The sequence below is a fragment of the Marinobacter sp. GH_1 genome (genome assembly GCF_048595985.1).
Lineage (GTDB): Bacteria > Pseudomonadota > Gammaproteobacteria > Pseudomonadales > Oleiphilaceae > Marinobacter > Marinobacter shengliensis.
Genome location: NZ_CP184460.1, coordinates 1,845,996 through 1,865,384, shown reverse-complemented (window position 1 = coordinate 1,865,384; position 19,389 = coordinate 1,845,996). Strand labels below are relative to the sequence as shown.

Below are 19,389 nucleotides of genomic sequence, written 5' to 3'. Positions count from 1 at the left end.
GACACGGGATCCCGTTGATGACGCCTCGATTCTGCGCCCTGCTGATGCTTGGCCTGCTGGCCTTTGCCGGCATTATGCCCGGTTACAGCATGGCGGCGGAACCGTGCCCGACACTTCAGGCCACCAACCCCGAGGCCCGGAGCGCCATTAATCGGCATCTGTGCTTTCATGCAGCACGCCCCGGGGAACCCGCCCACGACGCAAAAAATCCATCGGAGTTGCCAGCCGATATGCCGTGGAGCCCGGCCAATGGTCATGATCTTGTTTTCAGCCACACCGACTCTGTGTACTGGATTCAATTGAACGTCGGCAACCCGGGCGCCCATCGGACACTCTGGTATCTGAAGCTCAACTACCCGCTACTGGATGAAATCACCTTCTGGCAGCAACGCCACCTGCCGGGTAGCCCGGATGCCACCACCGAAGCCGCGCCACCGCTGGCCACAGGTGACTCACTGCCGTTTGCCACCCGGGGCATAGATTACCGTTATTACCTGTTGCCGGTCACACTGGATCCGTCCGAACATCGGACCATCACTATACGGGTTCACAGCAGTGGGGCGCTGAATGTGCCCCTTGCCCTGATGACACCGGAAGAAGTCATTGCGGAAAGTAACCACCTGACGTTGATTCATGGCCTGTTCTATGGCGCACTGCTGATCCTCGCGGCGTTCAACCTGTTGCTGTTCTTCAGCTCCGGCACCCGGTATTACTTCTACAACGCGTTCTATATTAGCTCCATGGCCATGTTTCTGTTTGCCATGGGCGGTTTCGCCAATCAGTATTTCTGGCCGGAGAGTGCCCAGCTGGCAAACCTCTCGATCCCGCTTACCCTGATCATCTGCTCAGCTGCCATGACACTGTTTGGCTGGTCATTCCTCGATGTCGGAGCCGGCACGCTGTCGGAATCTGTGCTCCGGGGGCTTGTCTGGTCTGCGGTGGGCTTTCTGGCCCTGACCTTCCTGCTGCCCTATTCGAAATCCATTCTGCTCAATACAGCCCATGCACTGATGGTGATTGCCGCACTGTCAATTATCGCAACCATCCGCTGGCGCCAGGGCTACTTGCCCGCATTCTGGTATATCGCCGCCTGGTTGATCATGGTGGTTGGCGCCCTGGCCTATGCCATGGCCGCTTTTGGTTACCTGGGCGATTACCTTGCCCGTGAAGTCATGATGCAAGCCGCCGTTGGGGGCCAGGTTGTCCTGTTGAACTACGCCATGGTGCAGCGCTGGCGCCTGCTGAACCAGAAGTTGCTGGACATCGAGCATCAGGCGCGCACAGAACTGGAGTTCAAGGTTCACGAGCGCACCGCCCAGTTGCGTAACACCATGCGAGAACTGGAGCAGGCCAACCGGAAACTGGCATCCCTCAGCCTGAACGATGCCCTGACCGGGCTTTACAATCGCCGGCACATGGATAATCTGCTACCGGAACTCTGCCGCGAGGCGCGCCGGACCGGCCAGCCGCTGTCACTGGCACTGGTCGATGCCGACCATTTCAAGCGAATCAACGACACCTGGGGTCATGATTTCGGGGATAAATGCCTCAGACACATCGCCACCAGCCTGAAGGAACAGGTCAAGCGCCCCCGAGATGTCGCGGTCCGGTTCGGCGGTGAGGAATTCGCCCTTCTGCTCCCAGGCACAGACTCTGCTGGCGCCTCAAAGCTATGCCAGGACATTCTTGATGCGGTTCGGGACGCCCGCATCGCCGCTCCCGATGGCGAAATGATCAGCCTGACCGTCAGCGCCGGCATCGCAGCCCTGGGAGTCGATGAGCAGCCAGACAGCCTTTTCCGGCGGGCCGATAACGCCCTCTACCAGTCCAAGGCTGCCGGCAGGGATGCGATAACCCTGGCTCAACCTGCCCCCGAGCCCGCCAGCAATTCCTGAACGAACCGGCCAGTCTCAACGGCAGCCCGCTCAATGAGCATCGCCTGAGTGTCCGGATGCTTTGCCGGCGTCTGGAAATCGTGATTTCCGCCATCCAGCCAACACAGCCGGGAAAGACCCTGTAGCTCTCCCTGGGCCGCAATCTCATCAGGTTTTCCGAAAGGGTCCCGAGTGCCCTGAACAATCATCAGGGGGCAAGAGATGAACGAGAAATGATCAATGCGCCACCGGTCGAGCTTGCCGGGGGGATGAAACGGGTAGCCAAAACAGACAACCCCCGAGATATCCAGAGCCTCTTCACTGGCCAGCATAGAGGCAACGCGCCCACCCATCGACTTGCCCCCGACCAGCACCGGACAACCGGGCCCGACTTCCTCCCGCACCCCTGCCACCTCTGCCCGAAACGAATCCAGCAACACAGGCATCCTGTCCGGTGGCCGCTTTCGGCCATCCTCCCGCCGCCGAACCATGTACGGAAACTCAAACCTTACCGTTGCAATCGCCTGCCGCTCCAGAGCCGCCGACAGCATCTCCATAAAGGAAGAGTCCATGGGAGCTCCGGCCCCATGGGCCAGCAACATGATACTTTTGGCACCGTTGCCATAGTCTTTGGTCTTAATCCGGTTCACAACATTCACCTCCTCGCTGTCAGGCGGTATCATTAGCGACCGAGTGGAAACCTTCAAGGTGCTTTTGTAACGCGGTTTGAGCCTTGCAAACTACTGGCCAAACTGCTGATTCCAGCGGATTTGACGAATGTCAGGAGTTGACCTGAATCATTGCAAAGGCCTAATGGTTTCTCCATACTTGCGCCCGCATATTTCCCCATCCTAAACCCATTGGTAAGGCTATGAGCACAGTAAATGCAAACCTGACATACAACTACAAGGTGGTGAGACAATTCGCCATCATGACAGTGGTATGGGGTATTGTAGGCATGGCTCTGGGTGTGCTGATTGCAGCACAGCTGGTTTGGCCATCCCTCAACCTCGATCTGCCCTGGACTCACTTCGGTCGCCTGCGGCCGCTGCACACCAACGCCGTCATCTTCGGCTTTGGTGGAAGTGCCCTGTTTGCTACCTCTTACTACGTAGTACAGCGGACCTGTCAGGCCCGCCTGTTCTCCGATGGTATGGCAGCGTTCACATTCTGGGGCTGGCAGGCGATCATTGTATCGGCCGCCATTACCTTGCCACTGGGCATCACGTCTTCCAAGGAATACGCAGAGCTGGAATGGCCGATTGATATCGCCATTGCCATCGTGTGGGTAACCTACGCTCTGGTGTTCTTCGGCACCGTGATGAAGCGCAGCACACCGCACATCTATGTGGCCAACTGGTTCTACGGCGCATTCATCATTACCGTGGCAGTTCTGCACATCGGTAACAACATGGCCCTGCCAGCTACCGCCTGGAAATCCTACTCGGCGTACGCGGGTGTCACTGACGCCATGATGCAATGGTGGTACGGCCACAACGCCGTTGGCTTCTTCCTGACCGCCGGCTTCCTGGGCATGATGTACTATTTCGTACCCAAGCAGGCGAACCGTCCGGTTTATTCCTACCGCTTGTCGATCGTGCACTTCTGGGCGCTGATCACCACCTATGTGTGGGCCGGCGGCCACCACCTGCACTACTCTGCCCTGCCTGACTGGGCACAGACTGCGGGCATGGTGATGTCCCTGATCCTGCTGGCTCCGTCCTGGGGCGGCATGATTAACGGCATGATGACCCTGTCTGGCGCCTGGCACAAACTGCGTACCGATCCGATCCTGCGGTTCCTGGTGGTCTCCCTGTCCTTCTACGGCATGTCGACCTTCGAAGGCCCGATGATGTCCATCAAGACCGTTAACGCACTGTCCCACAACACTGACTGGACCATCGGCCACGTGCACTCCGGTGCCCTCGGCTGGGTAGCCATGATCAGTATCGGCGCCGTCTATCACCTGGTCCCGAAACTGTGGGGCCTGCAAGCCATGTACAGCAGTGCGCTGATCAACGTTCACTTCTGGCTGGCTACTGTTGGTACCGTCCTGTACATCGTTGCCATGTGGGTTAACGGCATCATGCAGGGCCTGATGTGGCGCGCCGTTAACGAAGACGGCACTCTGACCTACAGCTTCGTTGAATCTCTGGAAGCGTCCTACCCCGGCTATTTCGTCCGGTTTATTGGTGGCGCCATCTTCCTGGCCGGCATGCTGATCATGGCTTACAACGTGTACATGACCGTACGCCAGAAAGAAGCCGCAGCACAGGACAACGCTGCCGTTCAAGCGGCGTAAGGGGAGAGACCAGATGAGACACGAAATAGTAGAAAAGAACCTTGGCCTGATGATCGTCCTGATTGTGGTGGTCATCAGCGGCGGCTTTCTGGCCGAAGTAGTGCCCCTGTTCTTCCAGAAGGACGTGAACCAGCCCGTTGATGGCCTGGAACCGCTGTCCGCACTGGAACTGGAAGGCCGGGACATCTACATCCGCGAGGGCTGCCACGTGTGCCATACCCAGCAGATTCGCCCGTTCCGGGCGGAAACCGAGCGTTATGGCCACTACTCCGTGGCGGGCGAGTTCGTTTATGACCGCCCGTTCCTGTGGGGATCCAAGCGCACCGGTCCTGACCTGGCCCGCGTGGGTGGTCGTTACTCCGATGCCTGGCAGCGCCAGCACCTGTACGATCCGCGCAGCGTGGTGCCTGAGTCCAACATGCCGGCATTCCCCTGGCTGTTTGATAACCGTGTGAAGCACACCACCATCGAAGCCCGAATGAGAACACTGCAGACCCTCGGCGTGCCTTATACCGACGAGCAGGTAGCAAGTGCTGCCTCAGACATCGAAGGCAAGTTTGAAATCGAAGCACTGGTCGCATACCTGCAACAGCTGGGTACTGTGATTTCAGACAAACGGTGATCCCATGGATATTAATGAGTTACGCGGCATACACTCGCTGGTCATCATGGCGATTTTTCTCGGCATCATTTGGTGGGCGTTCAGCGCCCACCGAAAGAAGGCGAATGAGGAAGCCTCAAAGCTGCCCTTCTCCGATGACGACGATGAAGTAGCCAAGCGTACGCTCGAACAGGAAAAAACGGAGAAGAAACAATGAGTACCTTCTGGAGCATCTGGATCAGCGTGATCGTGCTCGGTACCGTCTTTGGCTGCTGGTGGCTGCTCTGGGCCACCCGCAAGAGTCAGACGACCGATACCGAAACCGATCGCACAATGGGCCATTCCTTTGATGGCATCGAAGAGTATGACAACCCGCTGCCAAAGTGGTGGTTCTACCTGTTCGTTGCTACTTGCGTGTTCGCATTGGGCTATCTGGCACTCTACCCGGGCCTGGGTAACTATAAAGGCCTGCTGGGCTGGACTTCCACTAACCAGTGGGAAGCGGAAGTTGCAAAAGCCGATGCCAGGTATGGTGAAATCTATGCCCAGTTTGGCGATACCCCGATCCCGGAGCTGGCACAGAACGAAGACGCCATGAAGATCGGCCAGCGTTTATATGCCAACAACTGCTCGGTGTGCCACGGTACAGCGGCTAGAGGCCAGGTAGGCTTCCCCAACCTGACCGACGACGACTGGCTGTGGGGCGGTGAACCCGAGCAAATCTGGCACAGCATCGCCAAAGGTCGTCAGGGCAACATGCCGGCCAAGGGTGTCATGCCCAACATGACCAGCCAGCAGGTTGATCAGGTGGTTAATTTTGTACTCAGCTACAGTGGTCGTGAGCGGGATGCCGAGGCTGCAAAAGCGGGTGAAGCGGTTTACCAGCAGGCCTGCGCGGCTTGTCACGGTGCCGATGGAACCGGCATGACTGCCATGGGTGCGCCCAACCTGACCGACAACATCTGGCTGTACGGCTCTACCTACGAGTGGATCCGGGAGACCGTCGAACACGGTCGCCAGAACGAGATGCCAGCTCAGGAAGGCCGTCTGACAGACGATCAGATCCAGATCCTGGCAGCCTACGTTTACAGCCTGTCGAACTGAGCCAGACCGGCCGGGGCTATCCCGGCCCGGTCTTCTCAACCCTGCACCTGCCCAGCGGGTGCAGGCTTGAGAAGATCAGCTGACCCTCCGAGGCCCGCTCCCAGCACTACATCTTTCGGGAGGTACCCATGAGCAATGAAATTCCGGTCACCCAGGTAGACCCTTCCTCCGAGCCCTCCAATAAAAAAAACCAGCCGGAAACCGTCGATCTCTACGCCAGCCGCAAGAAGATTTACGTCAAAGAAGTCAAAGGCACGTTCCAGAAAATTCGCAACGTCAGCCTGACACTGCTCATGGGTATGTACTTTCTATTTGTGTGGCTAACACTCGATGGCCAGCCGCTGATTCACTTTGATCTGCCGGCACGGGAATTTCACCTGTATGGCGTGACCTTCTTCCCCAAAGACTTTTTTCTGCTCTCGGGCATGCTGATTATCTGTGCCTTTGGCCTGTTCTTCATTACCACCCTGTTTGGCCGGGTCTGGTGCGGCTATACCTGCCCCCAGACGGTCTGGACCTTCATCTTCATGTGGATTGAGGAGAAAGTTGAGGGCAGCCGCAACAAGCGAATGAAGCTCGACAAAGCACCCAATTCGACGGAAAAGGTCACCAAGAAAACCATCAAGCACAGCTTGTGGCTGTTCGTTGCCCTGGCAACGGGCCTGACATTTGTCGGTTACTTCTATCCGATCCGGGAGTTAATCGTTGACCTGTTCACCCTTCAGGCCAACGGCTGGGCCTATTTCTGGGTGGCGTTTTTCACTGTGGCTACCTACCTTAACGCAGGCTGGATGCGCGAGCAGGTTTGCCTGTACATGTGCCCGTATGCCCGTTTCCAGTCTGTCATGTTCGACCCGAACACCCGGATTGTCTCCTATGACCCAAACCGGGGTGAGCCCCGCGGTGGTCGCAAGAAAGCCGTCAACCCGGCCGAAGTCGGGCTTGGCGACTGCATTGACTGCGGTCAATGCGTTCAGGTCTGCCCGACCGGCATTGATATCCGGGACGGTCTTCAGTATGAATGCATCGGCTGCGCCCTGTGTATCGACGCCTGCGACGAAGTCATGGAGAAAATGGACTATCCCAAGGGCCTGATCCGATACACCACCGAGAACGAGCTGGAAGGCAAGACCTCCAAGCTTCTGCGGCCAAGGACCTTTGGCTACGGTGCGGTTCTGACCCTGATGATCGGAGCGATTATTTTCACCCTGGTAACGCGGGTACCGGCCAAAATGGACGTACTGCGTGACCGAGGCGCCCTGTTCAGTTTCAATGGCGAGGGCCACGTTGAGAACTCCTACACAATAAAAATCCAGAACATGTCGGAAGTTCCGCAGACCTTCAACCTGTCGGTCGAGGGGCTCGATGGCATCCGGATTCTGACGACCACCAGCGTTATTGTCGCCAGCTCTGAAATCCGTACGCTGCCGACCGTCGTGGATGTTCCACCGGAATCCATCCCGGATACCAATAACACCATCCGTTTCTATGCGGAATCTGAAACAGATCCATCACTGATTCTTGAAACTGAAAGCCGTTTTGTTGGTCCAAGGCCACGATAGAATATCCTGACCCGAGACCCGATACACTGACAAGAGTTGATTGCGTAATGACTGACAACACACCCGTAGCTCCCTGGTATCGCCAACCCTGGTTCTGGTTTTTGACGATATTCCCGATCGCTGCGATTTTTTCCGGCACAACCATCCTGACAGTGGGCACCATACTCTCCCCTTCCATGGTGACCGACGATTACTCCCGCGAAGGGCGTGGTATCAATATGGCCATTGCCAGGGACCAGAAAGCCCTGGACCTGGGCCTCAAGGGCGGTCTCACAGTTGAAGCACGCTCGGCACATCTCACGCTGGAAACCAACGAAGGTGCCGCCGATTACCCTTATCTTATTCTCAACCTTTACCATCCAACCATGTCCGAGCTGGACCGCACTATCCAGTTTCGTAAGCTGGGCGCTGGCGAGTACGCCGGCAACCTGGTCGAGAGCATGGATGGACGCTGGTATTACGACTTACAAGGCCCGGACAACGACTGGCGAGTGAAAGGTGAATTCTGGCTGCCGGCGTCTAACAAAATCGCCCTGAAAGCGTCCAGCTCTACCCAGGGGTGAGCGCCCTGAAATGCTTCCATTGCGGTGAGCCAGCGGACGGGCACCCGGCGATAACGCTGGAACTTGACGGCGAAACCCGGCCCTTCTGTTGCCAGGGTTGTAAGGCTGTGTGCGAAACCATTCATAACGAGGGGCTCACGGGCTTTTATCAGTTTCGCACAGAACCCGCCGTTACCCCGCGAGAGCTGACCCGTTCAGAAACCGATCGTCTGAAAGAACTGGACCACCCGCTGGTTCAGAAATCCTTCGTGGTCCCGGTAAAAGGCGGGCAGGAAGCGAACCTGTTGATCAGCGGCATCACCTGCGCGGCCTGTATCTGGTTGCTCGAAAACCACCTCAAACAACAACCCGGTGTCCAGGCATTCTCGATCAATCACAGCACCCAGAGGGCGCGCCTGGTGTGGGCCCAGGATCAGACCCGCCTGAGCGATCTGCTGATTGCCATCCATCAGCTTGGCTACAGCGCGCGCCCCTACCAGGCCGACGAAGCAGAACAGACCCTGAAAGCCGAACACCGCACCATGCTGATCCGGTTGCTGGTTGCCGGCGCCGGTTCGTTCCAGACCATGATGCTGGCGTTCCCGCTCTATTTTGAGCTGATCAGTGAGTTATCTGCAGAATACGTCAGTTTCTTTCGATGGTTCAGTCTGATCGTGGCAACGCCGGTGTTGCTGTACAGTGCGCGGCCGTTTTTCGAGAATGCCTGGCGTGACTTTTCCACCAGGCATCTGACCATGGATGTACCTGTGGCCATTGCTATCGGCCTGGCCTATGTCGCCAGTGCCTGGGTGACCGTGTTCGGTGGCGAAGAGGTGTATTTCGAATCCGTGTGCATGTTCACCTTCTTCCTGCTGCTAGGGCGCTATGTGGAAGTGCAGGCCCGTTACCGCGCAGGCCTGACAGGCGGCGCCCTGGGCGGATTCCAGCCAACCGTCGCCGCCATGGTACGCGATGGCGAAACAGAGCTGGTGCCGGCCCACGAAGTCAAAGCTGGCGATATTATCCGTGTACGCCCGGGCGAGACACTGCCGGTAGACGGAGAGATCGTTTCCGGTGAATCCACCCTCAACGAAGCAGCCTTGACCGGCGAATACCTGCCCGAATCGCGAGGCCCCGGCGACACCGTACATGCCGGCAGCATCAACGGCGAGAATCCGCTGGATATCCGGGTGGTTAAAGCCGGTGCGGAAACCCGGCTTTCCGGTATTCTCCGGATACTGGACCGGGTGCAGTCTGAGAAACCTCCCGCGGCTCGCCTGGCAGATCGCATCGCCGGGAAGTTTATTCGCCAGGTGCTGATACTGACGCCTCTGGTCTGGGCTGGCTGGGTTCTGGCCGGCGCCGGTAACGCCTTCGACATCGCCTTGTCCGTGCTGGTGGTTACCTGCCCCTGCGCCCTCTCTCTCGCAACACCAACAGCACTCACCTCAGCCACCATGCGTTTACGCAAACTCGGCTTTCTGCCAACCAAGGGTCACACGCTGGAATCCCTGAACAGCATCGACACCGTGGTGTTTGATAAAACCGGCACCCTGACCCGCGGCGAACTCACCCTGACCGGCAGCCAGGCCTTTAGCGATATGGACGCGGCCAGTTGCCTGAAACTGGCCGCAGGTCTGGAAAAATACTCCGAACATCCGATCGCCAGAGTTTTCCACGAATGTGCATCGGTGGCCGTGGAGAATGTGAACAACCATTTGGGCGGGGGCTTGTCTGGAACCTTTAATGGCCAGCCGGTGTTCATCGGCCATAAGGCATTCGTTGAGCAGAATACTTCCGCTCCGCCGCCCCATACGGAAACCGCTTCAGGCATGGAAATATGGCTTGCCACCCCAGACCAGTGGCTTGCGAGCTTCCAACTGGACGATCAGATCCGCGAAGATGCCGCGCTGGCAATCAAGGCTCTTCATAAGGCCGGTATACGGACACTGCTGCTCAGCGGTGATCGATCGGCTCATGTTCAGCAGGTTGCCGGGGCACTGGGTATCAAAACGGCGATTGGCGAAGCCTCACCGGAACAGAAGCTGGAGGTGCTCGATCAACTTCGCGCTGAAGGCCACAAGGTAATGATGGTGGGCGATGGCCTGAACGACCTGCCCTCCATGGCCGGCGCGGGTATCTCGGTGGCCATGGGCACCGCCGCCGACCTGACCCAGCTAAAAGCCGATGCGGTGCTGATGAACGGTCAACTGATGCAACTACTGGAGGCGATCAAAGCAAGCCAGCAGACCCGCCGGATCATTCGGCAGAATATGCTCTGGGCGTTTGCCTACAACGTCGCCGCCCTGCCCCTGGCAGCAGCAGGCCTGGTCACTCCGTGGATGGCGGCAATCGGTATGTCGGCCAGCTCTCTTTTGGTCGTACTCAATGCCTTGCGGCTCGGCTCATCCTCAAAGAGGTCTGGCCAGGAACCTGATACGGTTGGCTCTCATGCTGCGGCTTGATACCGTAATCATCTATTTATCGTTTAGGAGCGCATTGTGCAGATAGTCATGTTCCTGGTCCCCCTGATGCTGATTCTGGTGGCGCTGGGGGTAGTGCTGTTTTCCTGGGCGGTGAAGAACGGCCAATACGATGATCTGGAAGGCCCTGCGCACCGGATTCTCTACGACGACGACAAAGACATGATTCCCGACGAAGCTCGTCAGGATAAAGCCCGTTCAGACGAAACCAATCCCGAGCCTTCTTCGAAGCAGAGCGACCCGGAAGACAAAGCCTGAATGCAGCCTGAACTCTACCTCAGTTACTCCAGTGCTTTTCTGATCGGGCTGCTGGGCAGCACCCATTGTCTAGGGATGTGCGGTGGGATCAGTGCCTCGCTGTCCATGACCCTGCCGGTAGGCAAGGGCTTTCGGCTTCGCCAGACGGTGATGTTGCTGGCCTTCAATCTTGGCCGGGTGGGCAGCTACGCACTGATTGCCGCTCTGATCGCCATTTTCAGTACCAGCGCGGCGGGCCAGTGGCGCTGGGCAGCACTGTTATTAATGACCCTGGCCGGGCTGCTGCTGATCTGTATGGGGCTGTCGATGGGCCAATGGTGGCAGGGAATCAGATTTGTTGAGAAGGTGGGGGCCCCGGTGTGGAAACGACTGGCCCCGCTTACCCGCCGCTTTGTTCCCGTCAACAATCCCGGCCAAGCCCTGGCCCTGGGCGCGCTTTGGGGCTGGTTACCCTGCGGTCTGGTTTACAGCACTCTGGGCTGGGCGGCCCTGCAACCCACGATTGGCTCTGCCGCCCTGACCATGCTGTTCTTCGGTCTTGGCACCCTTCCGTCGATGCTGGCCACCGGTTACGCCGCCAACTGGATTCGCAACCTTCAGGGCAACCGGGGTTTCCGCAAAATCAGTGGAGCGCTGCTTATCCTGTTCGGTTTATGGACGCTTCCGTTCCAGGCACTGATGCACTGAGCTGAGGCTCAGAGATTCAGCACATCCAGGCGGCCGTAGTCCGGCTCAGGGCTCGCAGTCTGAACCGCCTGGCGCTTGCCCCCCAAACGTTTGCCTTCCTTGAAATCGTATAGATTCGGATCAGCCAGGTGTGAAGGTTCTACGTTGCACAAAGCCCTGAACATGGTTTCCAGGCGGCCCGGATGCTGCTTGTCCCACGTCTGGAACATTTCCTTGATCACCTGGCGCTGAAGGTTCTCCTGTGAGCCGCACAGGTTACACGGAATAATGGGGTATTCACGCAGGGAGGCGTACCGGGCAATGTCCTTCTCGCGGGCATACGCCAGCGGACGAATCACGGTATTGCGGCCGTCATCACTGTGCAAGACCGGCGGCATGGACTTGAGCTTGCCCCCGTAGAACATGTTCAGGAACAGGGTTTCGAGCATATCGTCCCGGTGGTGGCCCAACGCAATCTTGGTGACACCGTGCTCTTCCGCAAAATTGTAGAGAATTCCCCGGCGCAAGCGTGAACACAGTCCGCAAGTGGTCTTCCCTTCAGGAACTTTTTCCTTAACAATACTGTAGGTGTCTTTTTCGATGATGTGATACTCAATACCCAGCGATTTCAGGTATTCCGGGAGGACATGCTCAGGGAAACCTGGCTGTTTCTGGTCAAGGTTCACAGCAATCAGTTCGAAGTCGACCGGCGCGCTTTTCTGCAGGTTCAGCAGGATATCCAGCATGGCGTAGGAATCCTTGCCACCGGACAGGCAGCACATGACTTTATCGCCGGCTTCGATCATCGAAAAATCGGCAATGGCCTGCCCGACTTCCCGGCGCAGGCGCTTCTGCAGTTTGTTCAGTTCCAGTTTCTGGCGACGATCCTGCTCAGAAACAGCGGTCGGTTCGGGATTGGCGGTCATTGCTTGGGACATACTCTCGCACGTTCACAGGATAAGTGAGCGGGCAATTATACGCGTCACAAAGTAACAGGGACAGGATAGCAACATGGATATGTTGAAATTGAACGACGCCGTTGGCGGAAAACGGGCACTGAACCGAATCCGTAACCGCAACGCCATACTCGTCGCCGCCAGGGAGTGCTTTCGCGAAAACGGCTACGACAACTCCACCATCCGCGACATGGTTCGCAGAACCGGCCTGGCTGCGGGCACTTTCTACAATTATTTCTCCAGCAAACAAGACATCTTTGCCGCCCTTCTGACGGATTTCCTGACCCATCTGAACGAAGACATGAGCCGCTATCGTCGGGCCGCCAGTTCGACTCGCGACTTTATCTACTACGCCTATCTGGCGCTCTATTCCGCAACCGCCAGGGATCCGGTGATCTACGAACTGGCGCACCAGAACCAGCGCGCTTTGCGGGACCTGTTCGGCTCCGACATCCTTGGCCTGGCCATGTTGTCACTGGAAGAAGACGTTCGTGACGCCATTGACCGCAGCCTGTTGCCAGACCTTGACTCGGAGTACCTCTGCGCAGCTTTCTTCGGGGTCGCCTATGACGTCAGTATGCTGGTAGCCAAGCGAGCTCACAAGGAACCGGAACAGGGCCAGGATGAGGCACAAAGAGCGGCCAGCTTTTCCACGGACCTTTTCTTGGGCGGGCTGCCCGCTGTGGCAAAACTTTCAAGCCAGGGCTGAGTCGCTTACCATGAAGTCATGATGACTTCCCGAAACGTGACGGCACCAGAAGCGGACACCACTGTCGCCAGCTCAGAACTGCGATGGCTGGAGCAACACACCGAGCACTTGCTGGTGGCGGTAGAGCATGAGCTACGCCAGGTGGGGCCAGGCGGATTAAGTGAGCTGGAGCTGATCAAGGCGCTTCAGGCAGAACCCTGGGCGCTGATTGGCAGCGTCAATTACCACGAACCGGATCAGCTCTACCCGGTGCATTTTCTGCTCTTTCACGTACTCTACCGACTGCGGGACCAACTGGCTCCCGGTGGGGAGTCGCTGCTGATTTCACCGTTGCGCCTGACCATTACCCAACAGCAAACCGTTGCTGGTGATGGATTGCCGGGGAAAGAAGACAAACTCAGGGCGTTCTATCTGGATCTGTCCCAGTATCATATGCCCGAAGCAACCATCCACCAGATGATGGATAACTTCTGGCGTGGGCAGTGCCGCACACGGCCAGACCTGCCGGCGGTATCAGAGGCCGCCGGAACACTCGGTTTTACCGAACTGCCTGAACACTTCTCCCCGATCAAACAGCGGTTTCGCAAGCTGGTGATGCAGGCTCACCCCGACCGGGGCGGCAATACCGAAGCAGTCCAGAAACTTAATGAGGCCTTTTCGGTCTTGAAAGCACACTACGCATAATCCATTTAACCGATATTCAGGACAGACGACGATCATGATCAAATGGTTTACGTTCCTTATGATGATCACCGCCCTCTCCATGGCGGGCGCCAGCGCAAAAGCGGATCTGGTGGTTCTGCAATACCATCACGTGGACGACAGTACGCCGGCATCAACCAGTACCTCCCGGTCACTGTTTGAAGCCCAGCTGCAGATGATCGCAGACCTGGAACTGGAGGTGGTGCCGCTTCTGGAAGGTACCCGGCAGGCATTGGCCGGCGATCTGGATAGCCGCCAGCAGATTGCCATCACGTTTGACGATGCCTATGAATCCGTCTATAGCGCAGCGGCTCCCCTTCTCGAACGTTTCGATATGCCCTATACGATTTTCGTGAATACTGATGCCATCGGTTCAAGGGGCTACATGACGTGGGACGAACTCAGGGAACTGGGTAGCCATGAAAGCGTGACCATTGCCAACCACAGCACAGACCATGGGCACCTGGCACGCAAGATCGATGAACCCGAAGCCGTGTGGACAGAACGGGTAACCCGCAGCCTGGATGTTGCCCAGAAGGTTCTCAAGGAAAGACTGAACGTTGAAGAGCCGATGTTTGCCTATCCTTACGGCGAGTATGACGAAGCCCTGGAAGCCAAACTGGCGGAGCGAGGCTGGTACGGCTACGGGCAGCAATCCGGTGCCATTGGCCGTTGGTCACACGAGACACGCCTGCCCAGGTTCCCCATGGCCAACCCATACGGCCAGCTTGGTAGCCTGAAAGACAAGCTATTGAGCAAAGGCTTCCCCGCCCCTGCCAAAGACCTGCCAGACGGTATTCTGGATAAAAACCCGCCCCTACTGACCTTCCCACTGGGCGACAAACTGGATGCCAACCGGCTCACCTGCTTTGCCACCGGCCAGGGCCGGATCGACTTCGACGTGGTTGACGGCGTCGTCCGGGTTCAGGCTCCCAAAGCCGGGCAAAGCCGGCGCTTCCGCTACAACTGCACCCACCCCGCCGGCCAGGGCAGCTTCTACTGGTTGTCACAACAATGGCTGGACCGGTCGAAACCCGAAGACTGAGCGGTTAATCTTCGAAGGTGGCGATACCGAACTCCCCAAACCGGACGTGCGGTATCGCCTTCGGACCCTGTCGGGTCTCAACAACGGTTTGAGCCTGCAAATCCTGCTCACGGGTATAAAGCAGCAGCCAACGCTCGCCCTGGCCCGGGAACACCGGCACCCAGGCCTCCAGATAACCCCTTCGGCGCCAGGTCTCTGGTGAGTAATCCATGACCAGATCGGTCACCAGCCGGACGGGCTGAAAATCCTTGTCGAGAAAGGCCAGGCTTGGAATAACCAGGCCGTTGTGATCATAACTTCTCAATCGGGCCACAAAGGCCGGCACGGTGGCTCGGGTAGGCAAGGCTATCAACTGGAACGGCGAGCGACCGGTGTCAAAATCATGTTCCGGGGACGACGCCTCAAGCCTGACGCCGAATTCACGCCCCTCTTGCCAGGTCTGAGTGGAGCGGGACGACAGACTGCCACAACAGTGACGACTGAACGCTTCAAACTCACTTTCAGGTTCCTGCTCGACGCCCAGTATGGCAAAGGCATCCGGATCGTAACCCTCCACTGGCTCGGCAAAGGCGCTTTCACCTCGGTGATAAACGCTCGCGGGGCTCAACTCTACAGGCGCCGCAATCAGGCCCTTCTCAACGTCGCTACGGGTGTCGGGCGAATAGTAGCTGACACGGAGATTGCCATCGGCATCTCGCCAGGTGAAATAGGGTTGTCGCTGACCAGGCCGAAGATTGCCGGCTTTGTCCAGCTCATCGCCATCGGGATAGCTGTCGAGGGTGTATTCGGCGTCTGGCTCAAGCGCTGGTTCCTCGCGCTCGGCGGGGCGACGGGCGCCCTCCTCCTGCGAAGATGTCGGCCTGGCTTCGGTGTCTGGAATGCGGGTGTATTGAACACGGCCCTGCTCATCCACCCAGGAGAAGTAGCCCTCGCGCTCCCCCGCAGGCGCTCCAGGCGATTGGCAGCCTGTCATCACCATCGCTACCATGAACGCCGTCAGGCATTTCAATTGAGCCGTTGTCATACCCGTTTCCCGCCAGCAGCAATCAGAACTTGGTCCGGAAGCTCAGCCCCGCCATAACCACCCGCAACGAGGTTTTTATATCCAGTCCGGCATAGGGGTTATAGATGATGTTGGTGATGTTGTCACAGTTCACGTTACAGCTGGTGTTGGCCGGAATGGTCTCGATGGAGTGGAGATAAGACAGATTCATGTCGATCTCGGTCTTTTTGTCCCACTTGTACCCCATTCCGATGCTGTAGAGGTTGGCGCCACCGAACGGCGCCATGATCGAGCGCTGGTCATCCGGAATGACTGAGTCCCGAATCTCGACACCGGCCCGTAAGTCCAGTCGCGATGACGCATGGAATTCAGCCCCGAACGCCCAGTTCCACTGACTCTTGAAGCCCAGCGGCAATCGGAGGGTGTTCGGTGTTGCGTTGTCGGGCGACAGAATCCGCGCGGCGTTCAGGAACTCCAGATTACGGTCAAAGCGGAACACGAAGGCATCCCACTGGGCGTAGTCTGTCCAACCCACATCGGCATTCAGCGTCAGTTTGGGGTGAACATCGACACTGATACCGGTCTGGAAATGCTGCGGATACACCAGGTCCATACTGACGTTACCCGCTTCCCGGGGGGCCCCCGATGGCAGGCTCAGAATGGCTGAGGTAATGGCCCCCAATACCGAACCGTTAACGCTCTGCCAGAAACCGGACCAGTCGTCGGTGTACTGGATCTCGAACGTCCCTTTGAGGTTCATGTCCGCTTCAGAGGTATAGCTTGCCCCCCAGCGAAACCAGTCGTTCGGCTCCCAGAGCACCCCCAGGGTGTAGGTTGGCGATATGGTTTCCTGAACATTGATGCTCAAAGCACCAATATCATCCCAGGGGCCCACGTTACCGCCACACAGGGCCAGCCAGGGCTGTAGGGGCTCATCGCCACTCTCACAGTTGAACGCATCCTGAAGTACTTCCGCGACGCCCAACAACATGTTGGGGGCACGCATATACTGATCGGCCGCAATGCCCATGTGTGACAGGTGAATACCCGCACCCACCGACCACTGGTCATTGATTTCATAACCCACGCTTGGCGACAGATAGGTGGTGCGCTGCAATGCCGTGGCCTGGGGCTGGTAACGGCCCGGGTCGTCCTTGTCCCGATAGAAACCGGCGGCCAGCGGCAGGTAGAAGGCGTTGGCAAAGGTCAGTTTTGACCCCGGAGGATTGATACTGATGCCAGCAGATGGCGCGACTGCGGGACCCGGTGGCGCTTTCAGAATCCCGAACCCTGGCACGTAGAGCGCTACGTTGTTGGTGTGACTGTGCGTATTGGCCACGGGATCCCGCTGTTTACCCGTGTTCGGGTCGATTTCAAGCCCGTCGATACCGAAGATTTCATAACCATCTGGCGCGATGAAATCAGCATCGATATCCAGATAGATACTCAGCAGGTTTACCTCAAGCTGACGATCTTTCAGCCTCGTCAAACCGGCCGGGTTGTAATGGATCGCCATGATGCCGGGCGGGTCCGCCGTCACCGCGTTTCCCAACGCCAGAGCCTTGGGATGAATAGTAAGGTTCTGGGCCAGCTGCGCGTGTGCGCCACAGGACAGGGATGCAGCGATAACGGCTCCCAGAAGCTGCTTTTTTTGGCTGAAATGTGCCATGAAGTTCTTCCCTTCCCTTAAATCGTCTGCAGCTCCAATCACTCTTTGAGGCCGGAGAAATTAATGGGCAGGGATACACCCAGGGAGAAATCCGGAGCATCTTCGGTCAGCCCGATGCCCAGGCTGGTGTTGACGATGGTGGTGTCACTCACCCGGGTACCCAGGGACATGCTCAGAAAGCCGGTCATCTGGTCTTGTGCAACGGCTTGATCGCCATTGCGGAACGTGAGCACGGTTTCGTCGCTGTAACTGAGCTGGGCTGAAATGCTCAGGGAAATGTCGTAGGACAGCGAGTAGGCAAAGCCGGCAGAACCGGACAACCCGAAGCCGGGCTCAACCTTGGTCAGCAGGCGGGCGCCCCGGACCTGCTCCAGACCATCTTCTTCAATATTGTAGGTAGCACTGACCGAGCCGAAGACCACCACAGGGTCCAGCACCTTGGACATACTGAGGCCGCCGCCGATGGAGTAATACCCACTGCCGGTGGACAGCTGCTCCTTGATGTCAATTTCATAGGGGCTGACACCGGTTTTCGAGGTCAGCGTTCCAAAGAAGGTGGTTGATACCTTGCCCGGTACGTAAGCGAAGGGTTGCCAGCGGCCAGTGAAGGAGATGTCGCCGAAGTCATAGACTGACAACTCGTCCTCGGTGTCGTATTTCACCACCAGGGGAATACGTGTGCCAATAGTCAGGTTATCCAGCAGGCCATAGTCGTAGGAGAAAGCGTTGGTGAAGTTGTGCGTGGCTGAGGGCACAACATCGAGATTACGAACCGAACCATTGGTAATGGCCAGGTCCAGGCGCTGGTCACCGGTGTAGGAATAGTCAAAGGAATAGTTCAGGGAGTGAGTGCCCTTTTTCTGCAGCGAATAGTTCTTTTCCGCCGCCTGGAACACTTCCTCCAGCTGCCTTGTGGCATCCTCATCGCCTTCCTGACGGGCCAGCGCTTCCCGCGCCTGATCAACATTGCCATCCTGGGCCATCGACATGGCCGGAAGCAGACCCGAGGCGGAAACAAGGATAAAGCCTCGCACTAACCAACGATTCATCCTGACTCCCTACTTTTATTGGTTTTATTCCTGTTCCGGGCTTGCCACCCGGAAAATTAGTTGCGGCGGTAGTACAGCTGTTTTCGAGTATTCTCTACGCTGCCGTCCGGGTTGTTTTTCTGACGTTCGAGCACATTCTGGATACGTCTTTCGGTGGATTCATGGAATACAGGCATTTGCTGTAACGCCAGCAGGGTCATTGTCTGGTCATCCACAAATCGCAGATCTTCTTCTTTGAGTTCAAGGTTATCCAGCGGCTTGTCACTACCCGGAAAAACGATAAACAGAACGTTGTCGTCCCATTTTTCTTCGAACTGATCGAGCGTGAAGGAGATGTTGCCAACGGCAGGATCCGCCAGGTATACCCGCCCGTCACGAATGGTCCTAAGCACCACAAAATGCTTGAAACCGGCGTGATCGATGGGAACGATGGCGGGGTGGTCCAACTCCATGAGGTCATCAATCTTGGCCCGGAAGCCACCGGAGGGATAACCCAGGGCGGTGACCAGTCGTTTCATATCCAACATTGAAAACGCCCGGCGCTGAACAATGCGCTCACTCTCACCGTAGTGGAGCAATCCTTCCATCACCTGACGTTCAGACAGGTTTCTGCCCAGATAGAAATTCAGGACGGTTGTCAGGGCCGCACTGCCACAGCTGTAGTCGTATGCCTGACGGACGATGTTACGGAATTTCTGTTCAACCAGAGGCTCGACCCGAACATCAGAACGTAGCAGCGCCGGACTGGTGTCCACGTTCTGCTGGATAACAATCGTGCCCCGATCAAACGGCTCAACCTCGGTGGCTTCCTGCACCATAGTGAACGTGAGAATGGATCCGGCCAGCACCAGCAGCATCGTGGAA

The 19,389-nt window shown here is 57.4% G+C and carries 19 protein-coding genes; 13 read left to right on the top strand and 6 right to left on the bottom strand.

All coding sequences use genetic code 11. The features are described 5' to 3' along the window. The first annotated feature begins 17 nt into the window (after nucleotides 1-17). Complete coding sequence (locus tag ACNSOI_RS08520) at nucleotides 18-1,895, top strand: sensor domain-containing diguanylate cyclase (protein WP_420195570.1); 1,878 nt, start codon at nucleotides 18-20, stop codon at nucleotides 1,893-1,895. Here the strand turns inward: ACNSOI_RS08520 and ACNSOI_RS08515 are convergent. Beyond that, nucleotides 1,862-2,524: an alpha/beta family hydrolase gene (locus ACNSOI_RS08515; RefSeq protein ID WP_420195569.1), complete on the bottom strand. Its 663-nt coding sequence runs from the start codon at nucleotides 2,522-2,524 to the stop codon at nucleotides 1,862-1,864. The two genes, ACNSOI_RS08520 and ACNSOI_RS08515, sit on opposite strands and share 34 nt — an antisense overlap. Before the next feature lie 221 nt (nucleotides 2,525-2,745). On the opposite strand from ACNSOI_RS08515, the gene ccoN reads away from it, so the two are divergent. The 9 genes from ccoN to ACNSOI_RS08470 all read left to right on the top strand — a co-directional run bounded on the left by ccoN (nucleotide 2,746) and on the right by ACNSOI_RS08470 (nucleotide 11,413). Further along, the gene (gene ccoN / locus ACNSOI_RS08510) at nucleotides 2,746-4,176 is read left to right on the top strand and encodes a cytochrome-c oxidase, cbb3-type subunit I (RefSeq protein ID WP_286255158.1); all 1,431 of its coding nucleotides are present in this window, start codon (nucleotides 2,746-2,748) and stop codon (nucleotides 4,174-4,176) included. Nucleotides 4,177-4,189: 13 nt separating this feature from the next. Further along, nucleotides 4,190-4,798, top strand: coding sequence for a cytochrome-c oxidase, cbb3-type subunit II (ccoO, locus tag ACNSOI_RS08505; RefSeq protein ID WP_058089529.1), 609 nt, complete (start codon nucleotides 4,190-4,192; stop codon nucleotides 4,796-4,798). A gap of 4 nt (nucleotides 4,799-4,802) precedes the next feature. Next, nucleotides 4,803-4,994: a CcoQ/FixQ family Cbb3-type cytochrome c oxidase assembly chaperone gene (locus ACNSOI_RS08500; RefSeq protein ID WP_058089528.1), complete on the top strand. Its 192-nt coding sequence runs from the start codon at nucleotides 4,803-4,805 to the stop codon at nucleotides 4,992-4,994. After that, nucleotides 4,991-5,881 carry a cytochrome-c oxidase, cbb3-type subunit III gene (gene ccoP / locus ACNSOI_RS08495; RefSeq protein ID WP_286255155.1) on the top strand — a complete coding sequence of 297 codons (891 nt, stop codon included), beginning with the start codon at nucleotides 4,991-4,993 and terminating at the stop codon, nucleotides 5,879-5,881. The genes ACNSOI_RS08500 and ccoP overlap by 4 nt, the downstream gene beginning before the upstream one ends. Before the next feature lie 128 nt (nucleotides 5,882-6,009). Then, complete coding sequence (gene ccoG, locus ACNSOI_RS08490) at nucleotides 6,010-7,443, top strand: cytochrome c oxidase accessory protein CcoG (protein ID WP_420195568.1); 1,434 nt, start codon at nucleotides 6,010-6,012, stop codon at nucleotides 7,441-7,443. 47 nt (nucleotides 7,444-7,490) lie between these two features. After that, complete coding sequence (locus ACNSOI_RS08485; protein ID WP_420195567.1) at nucleotides 7,491-8,006, top strand: FixH family protein; 516 nt, start codon at nucleotides 7,491-7,493, stop codon at nucleotides 8,004-8,006. After that, complete coding sequence (locus ACNSOI_RS08480) at nucleotides 8,003-10,450, top strand: heavy metal translocating P-type ATPase (protein ID WP_420195566.1); 2,448 nt, start codon at nucleotides 8,003-8,005, stop codon at nucleotides 10,448-10,450. Before ACNSOI_RS08485 ends, ACNSOI_RS08480 begins: the two co-directional genes overlap by 4 nt. 36 nt (nucleotides 10,451-10,486) lie before the next feature. Further along, nucleotides 10,487-10,726, top strand: coding sequence for a cbb3-type cytochrome oxidase assembly protein CcoS (gene ccoS, locus ACNSOI_RS08475; RefSeq protein ID WP_420195565.1), 240 nt, complete (start codon nucleotides 10,487-10,489; stop codon nucleotides 10,724-10,726). After that, the gene (locus ACNSOI_RS08470) at nucleotides 10,727-11,413 is read left to right on the top strand and encodes a sulfite exporter TauE/SafE family protein (protein ID WP_420195564.1); all 687 of its coding nucleotides are present in this window, start codon (nucleotides 10,727-10,729) and stop codon (nucleotides 11,411-11,413) included. Between the two features lie 8 nt (nucleotides 11,414-11,421). Here ACNSOI_RS08470 and ttcA read toward each other — a convergent pair whose 3' ends face one another. After that, a complete protein-coding gene (ttcA, locus tag ACNSOI_RS08465) occupies nucleotides 11,422-12,330 on the bottom strand; it encodes a tRNA 2-thiocytidine(32) synthetase TtcA (protein ID WP_420195563.1) in 909 nt (302 codons plus the stop codon). 73 nt (nucleotides 12,331-12,403) lie between these two features. On the opposite strand from ttcA, the gene ACNSOI_RS08460 reads away from it, so the two are divergent. The 3 genes from ACNSOI_RS08460 to ACNSOI_RS08450 are packed head-to-tail and all read left to right on the top strand — an operon-like array spanning nucleotide 12,404 to nucleotide 14,804. Next, complete coding sequence (locus ACNSOI_RS08460; RefSeq protein WP_420195562.1) at nucleotides 12,404-13,057, top strand: TetR/AcrR family transcriptional regulator; 654 nt, start codon at nucleotides 12,404-12,406, stop codon at nucleotides 13,055-13,057. An 18-nt stretch (nucleotides 13,058-13,075) separates the two neighbouring features. Next, nucleotides 13,076-13,741 (top strand): DNA-J related domain-containing protein, encoded by a 666-nt coding sequence (locus ACNSOI_RS08455; RefSeq protein ID WP_420195561.1) that lies wholly within the window; start codon nucleotides 13,076-13,078, stop codon nucleotides 13,739-13,741. A gap of 34 nt (nucleotides 13,742-13,775) precedes the next feature. Beyond that, nucleotides 13,776-14,804 carry a polysaccharide deacetylase family protein gene (locus ACNSOI_RS08450; protein WP_286921235.1) on the top strand — a complete coding sequence of 343 codons (1,029 nt, stop codon included), beginning with the start codon at nucleotides 13,776-13,778 and terminating at the stop codon, nucleotides 14,802-14,804. Nucleotides 14,805-14,808: 4 nt separating this feature from the next. Here the strand turns inward: ACNSOI_RS08450 and ACNSOI_RS08445 are convergent, their stop codons facing one another. From ACNSOI_RS08445 to ACNSOI_RS08430, 4 genes are read right to left on the bottom strand one after another with little or no spacing between them, the layout of a single operon-like run. Beyond that, nucleotides 14,809-15,828, bottom strand: coding sequence for a MalM family protein (locus ACNSOI_RS08445; protein WP_420195560.1), 1,020 nt, complete (start codon nucleotides 15,826-15,828; stop codon nucleotides 14,809-14,811). A gap of 22 nt (nucleotides 15,829-15,850) precedes the next feature. Further along, a complete protein-coding gene (locus ACNSOI_RS08440) occupies nucleotides 15,851-17,476 on the bottom strand; it encodes an OmpP1/FadL family transporter (RefSeq protein WP_420195559.1) in 1,626 nt (541 codons plus the stop codon). Between the two features lie 38 nt (nucleotides 17,477-17,514). Continuing rightward, on the bottom strand, nucleotides 17,515-18,525 hold the full coding sequence (locus ACNSOI_RS08435) for a transporter (protein ID WP_286255130.1): 1,011 nt from the start codon (nucleotides 18,523-18,525) through the stop codon (nucleotides 17,515-17,517). Nucleotides 18,526-18,581: 56 nt separating this feature from the next. Beyond that, a complete protein-coding gene (locus tag ACNSOI_RS08430) occupies nucleotides 18,582-19,382 on the bottom strand; it encodes a C39 family peptidase (RefSeq protein ID WP_058089514.1) in 801 nt (266 codons plus the stop codon). Nucleotides 19,383-19,389 lie beyond the last annotated feature (7 nt).

What these genes read in the sequence shown, in the direction of transcription:
- ACNSOI_RS08520 (WP_420195570.1), top strand. Translation starts at nt 18, where the DNA reads ATGACGCCTCGATTCTGCGCCCTGCTGATGCTTGGCCTGCTGGCCTTT.
- ccoN (WP_286255158.1), top strand. Translation starts at nt 2,746, where the DNA reads ATGAGCACAGTAAATGCAAACCTGACATACAACTACAAGGTGGTGAGA.
- ccoO (WP_058089529.1), top strand. Translation starts at nt 4,190, where the DNA reads ATGAGACACGAAATAGTAGAAAAGAACCTTGGCCTGATGATCGTCCTG.
- ACNSOI_RS08500 (WP_058089528.1), top strand. Translation starts at nt 4,803, where the DNA reads ATGGATATTAATGAGTTACGCGGCATACACTCGCTGGTCATCATGGCG.
- ccoP (WP_286255155.1), top strand. Translation starts at nt 4,991, where the DNA reads ATGAGTACCTTCTGGAGCATCTGGATCAGCGTGATCGTGCTCGGTACC.
- ccoG (WP_420195568.1), top strand. Translation starts at nt 6,010, where the DNA reads ATGAGCAATGAAATTCCGGTCACCCAGGTAGACCCTTCCTCCGAGCCC.
- ACNSOI_RS08485 (WP_420195567.1), top strand. Translation starts at nt 7,491, where the DNA reads ATGACTGACAACACACCCGTAGCTCCCTGGTATCGCCAACCCTGGTTC.
- ACNSOI_RS08470 (WP_420195564.1), top strand. Translation starts at nt 10,727, where the DNA reads ATGCAGCCTGAACTCTACCTCAGTTACTCCAGTGCTTTTCTGATCGGG.
- ttcA (WP_420195563.1), bottom strand. Translation starts at nt 12,330, where the DNA reads ATGTCCCAAGCAATGACCGCCAATCCCGAACCGACCGCTGTTTCTGAG.
- ACNSOI_RS08460 (WP_420195562.1), top strand. Translation starts at nt 12,404, where the DNA reads ATGGATATGTTGAAATTGAACGACGCCGTTGGCGGAAAACGGGCACTG.
- ACNSOI_RS08455 (WP_420195561.1), top strand. Translation starts at nt 13,076, where the DNA reads ATGATGACTTCCCGAAACGTGACGGCACCAGAAGCGGACACCACTGTC.
- ACNSOI_RS08450 (WP_286921235.1), top strand. Translation starts at nt 13,776, where the DNA reads ATGATCAAATGGTTTACGTTCCTTATGATGATCACCGCCCTCTCCATG.
- ACNSOI_RS08445 (WP_420195560.1), bottom strand. Translation starts at nt 15,828, where the DNA reads ATGACAACGGCTCAATTGAAATGCCTGACGGCGTTCATGGTAGCGATG.
- ACNSOI_RS08440 (WP_420195559.1), bottom strand. Translation starts at nt 17,476, where the DNA reads ATGGCACATTTCAGCCAAAAAAAGCAGCTTCTGGGAGCCGTTATCGCT.
- ACNSOI_RS08435 (WP_286255130.1), bottom strand. Translation starts at nt 18,525, where the DNA reads ATGAATCGTTGGTTAGTGCGAGGCTTTATCCTTGTTTCCGCCTCGGGT.
- ACNSOI_RS08430 (WP_058089514.1), bottom strand. Translation starts at nt 19,382, where the DNA reads ATGCTGCTGGTGCTGGCCGGATCCATTCTCACGTTCACTATGGTGCAG.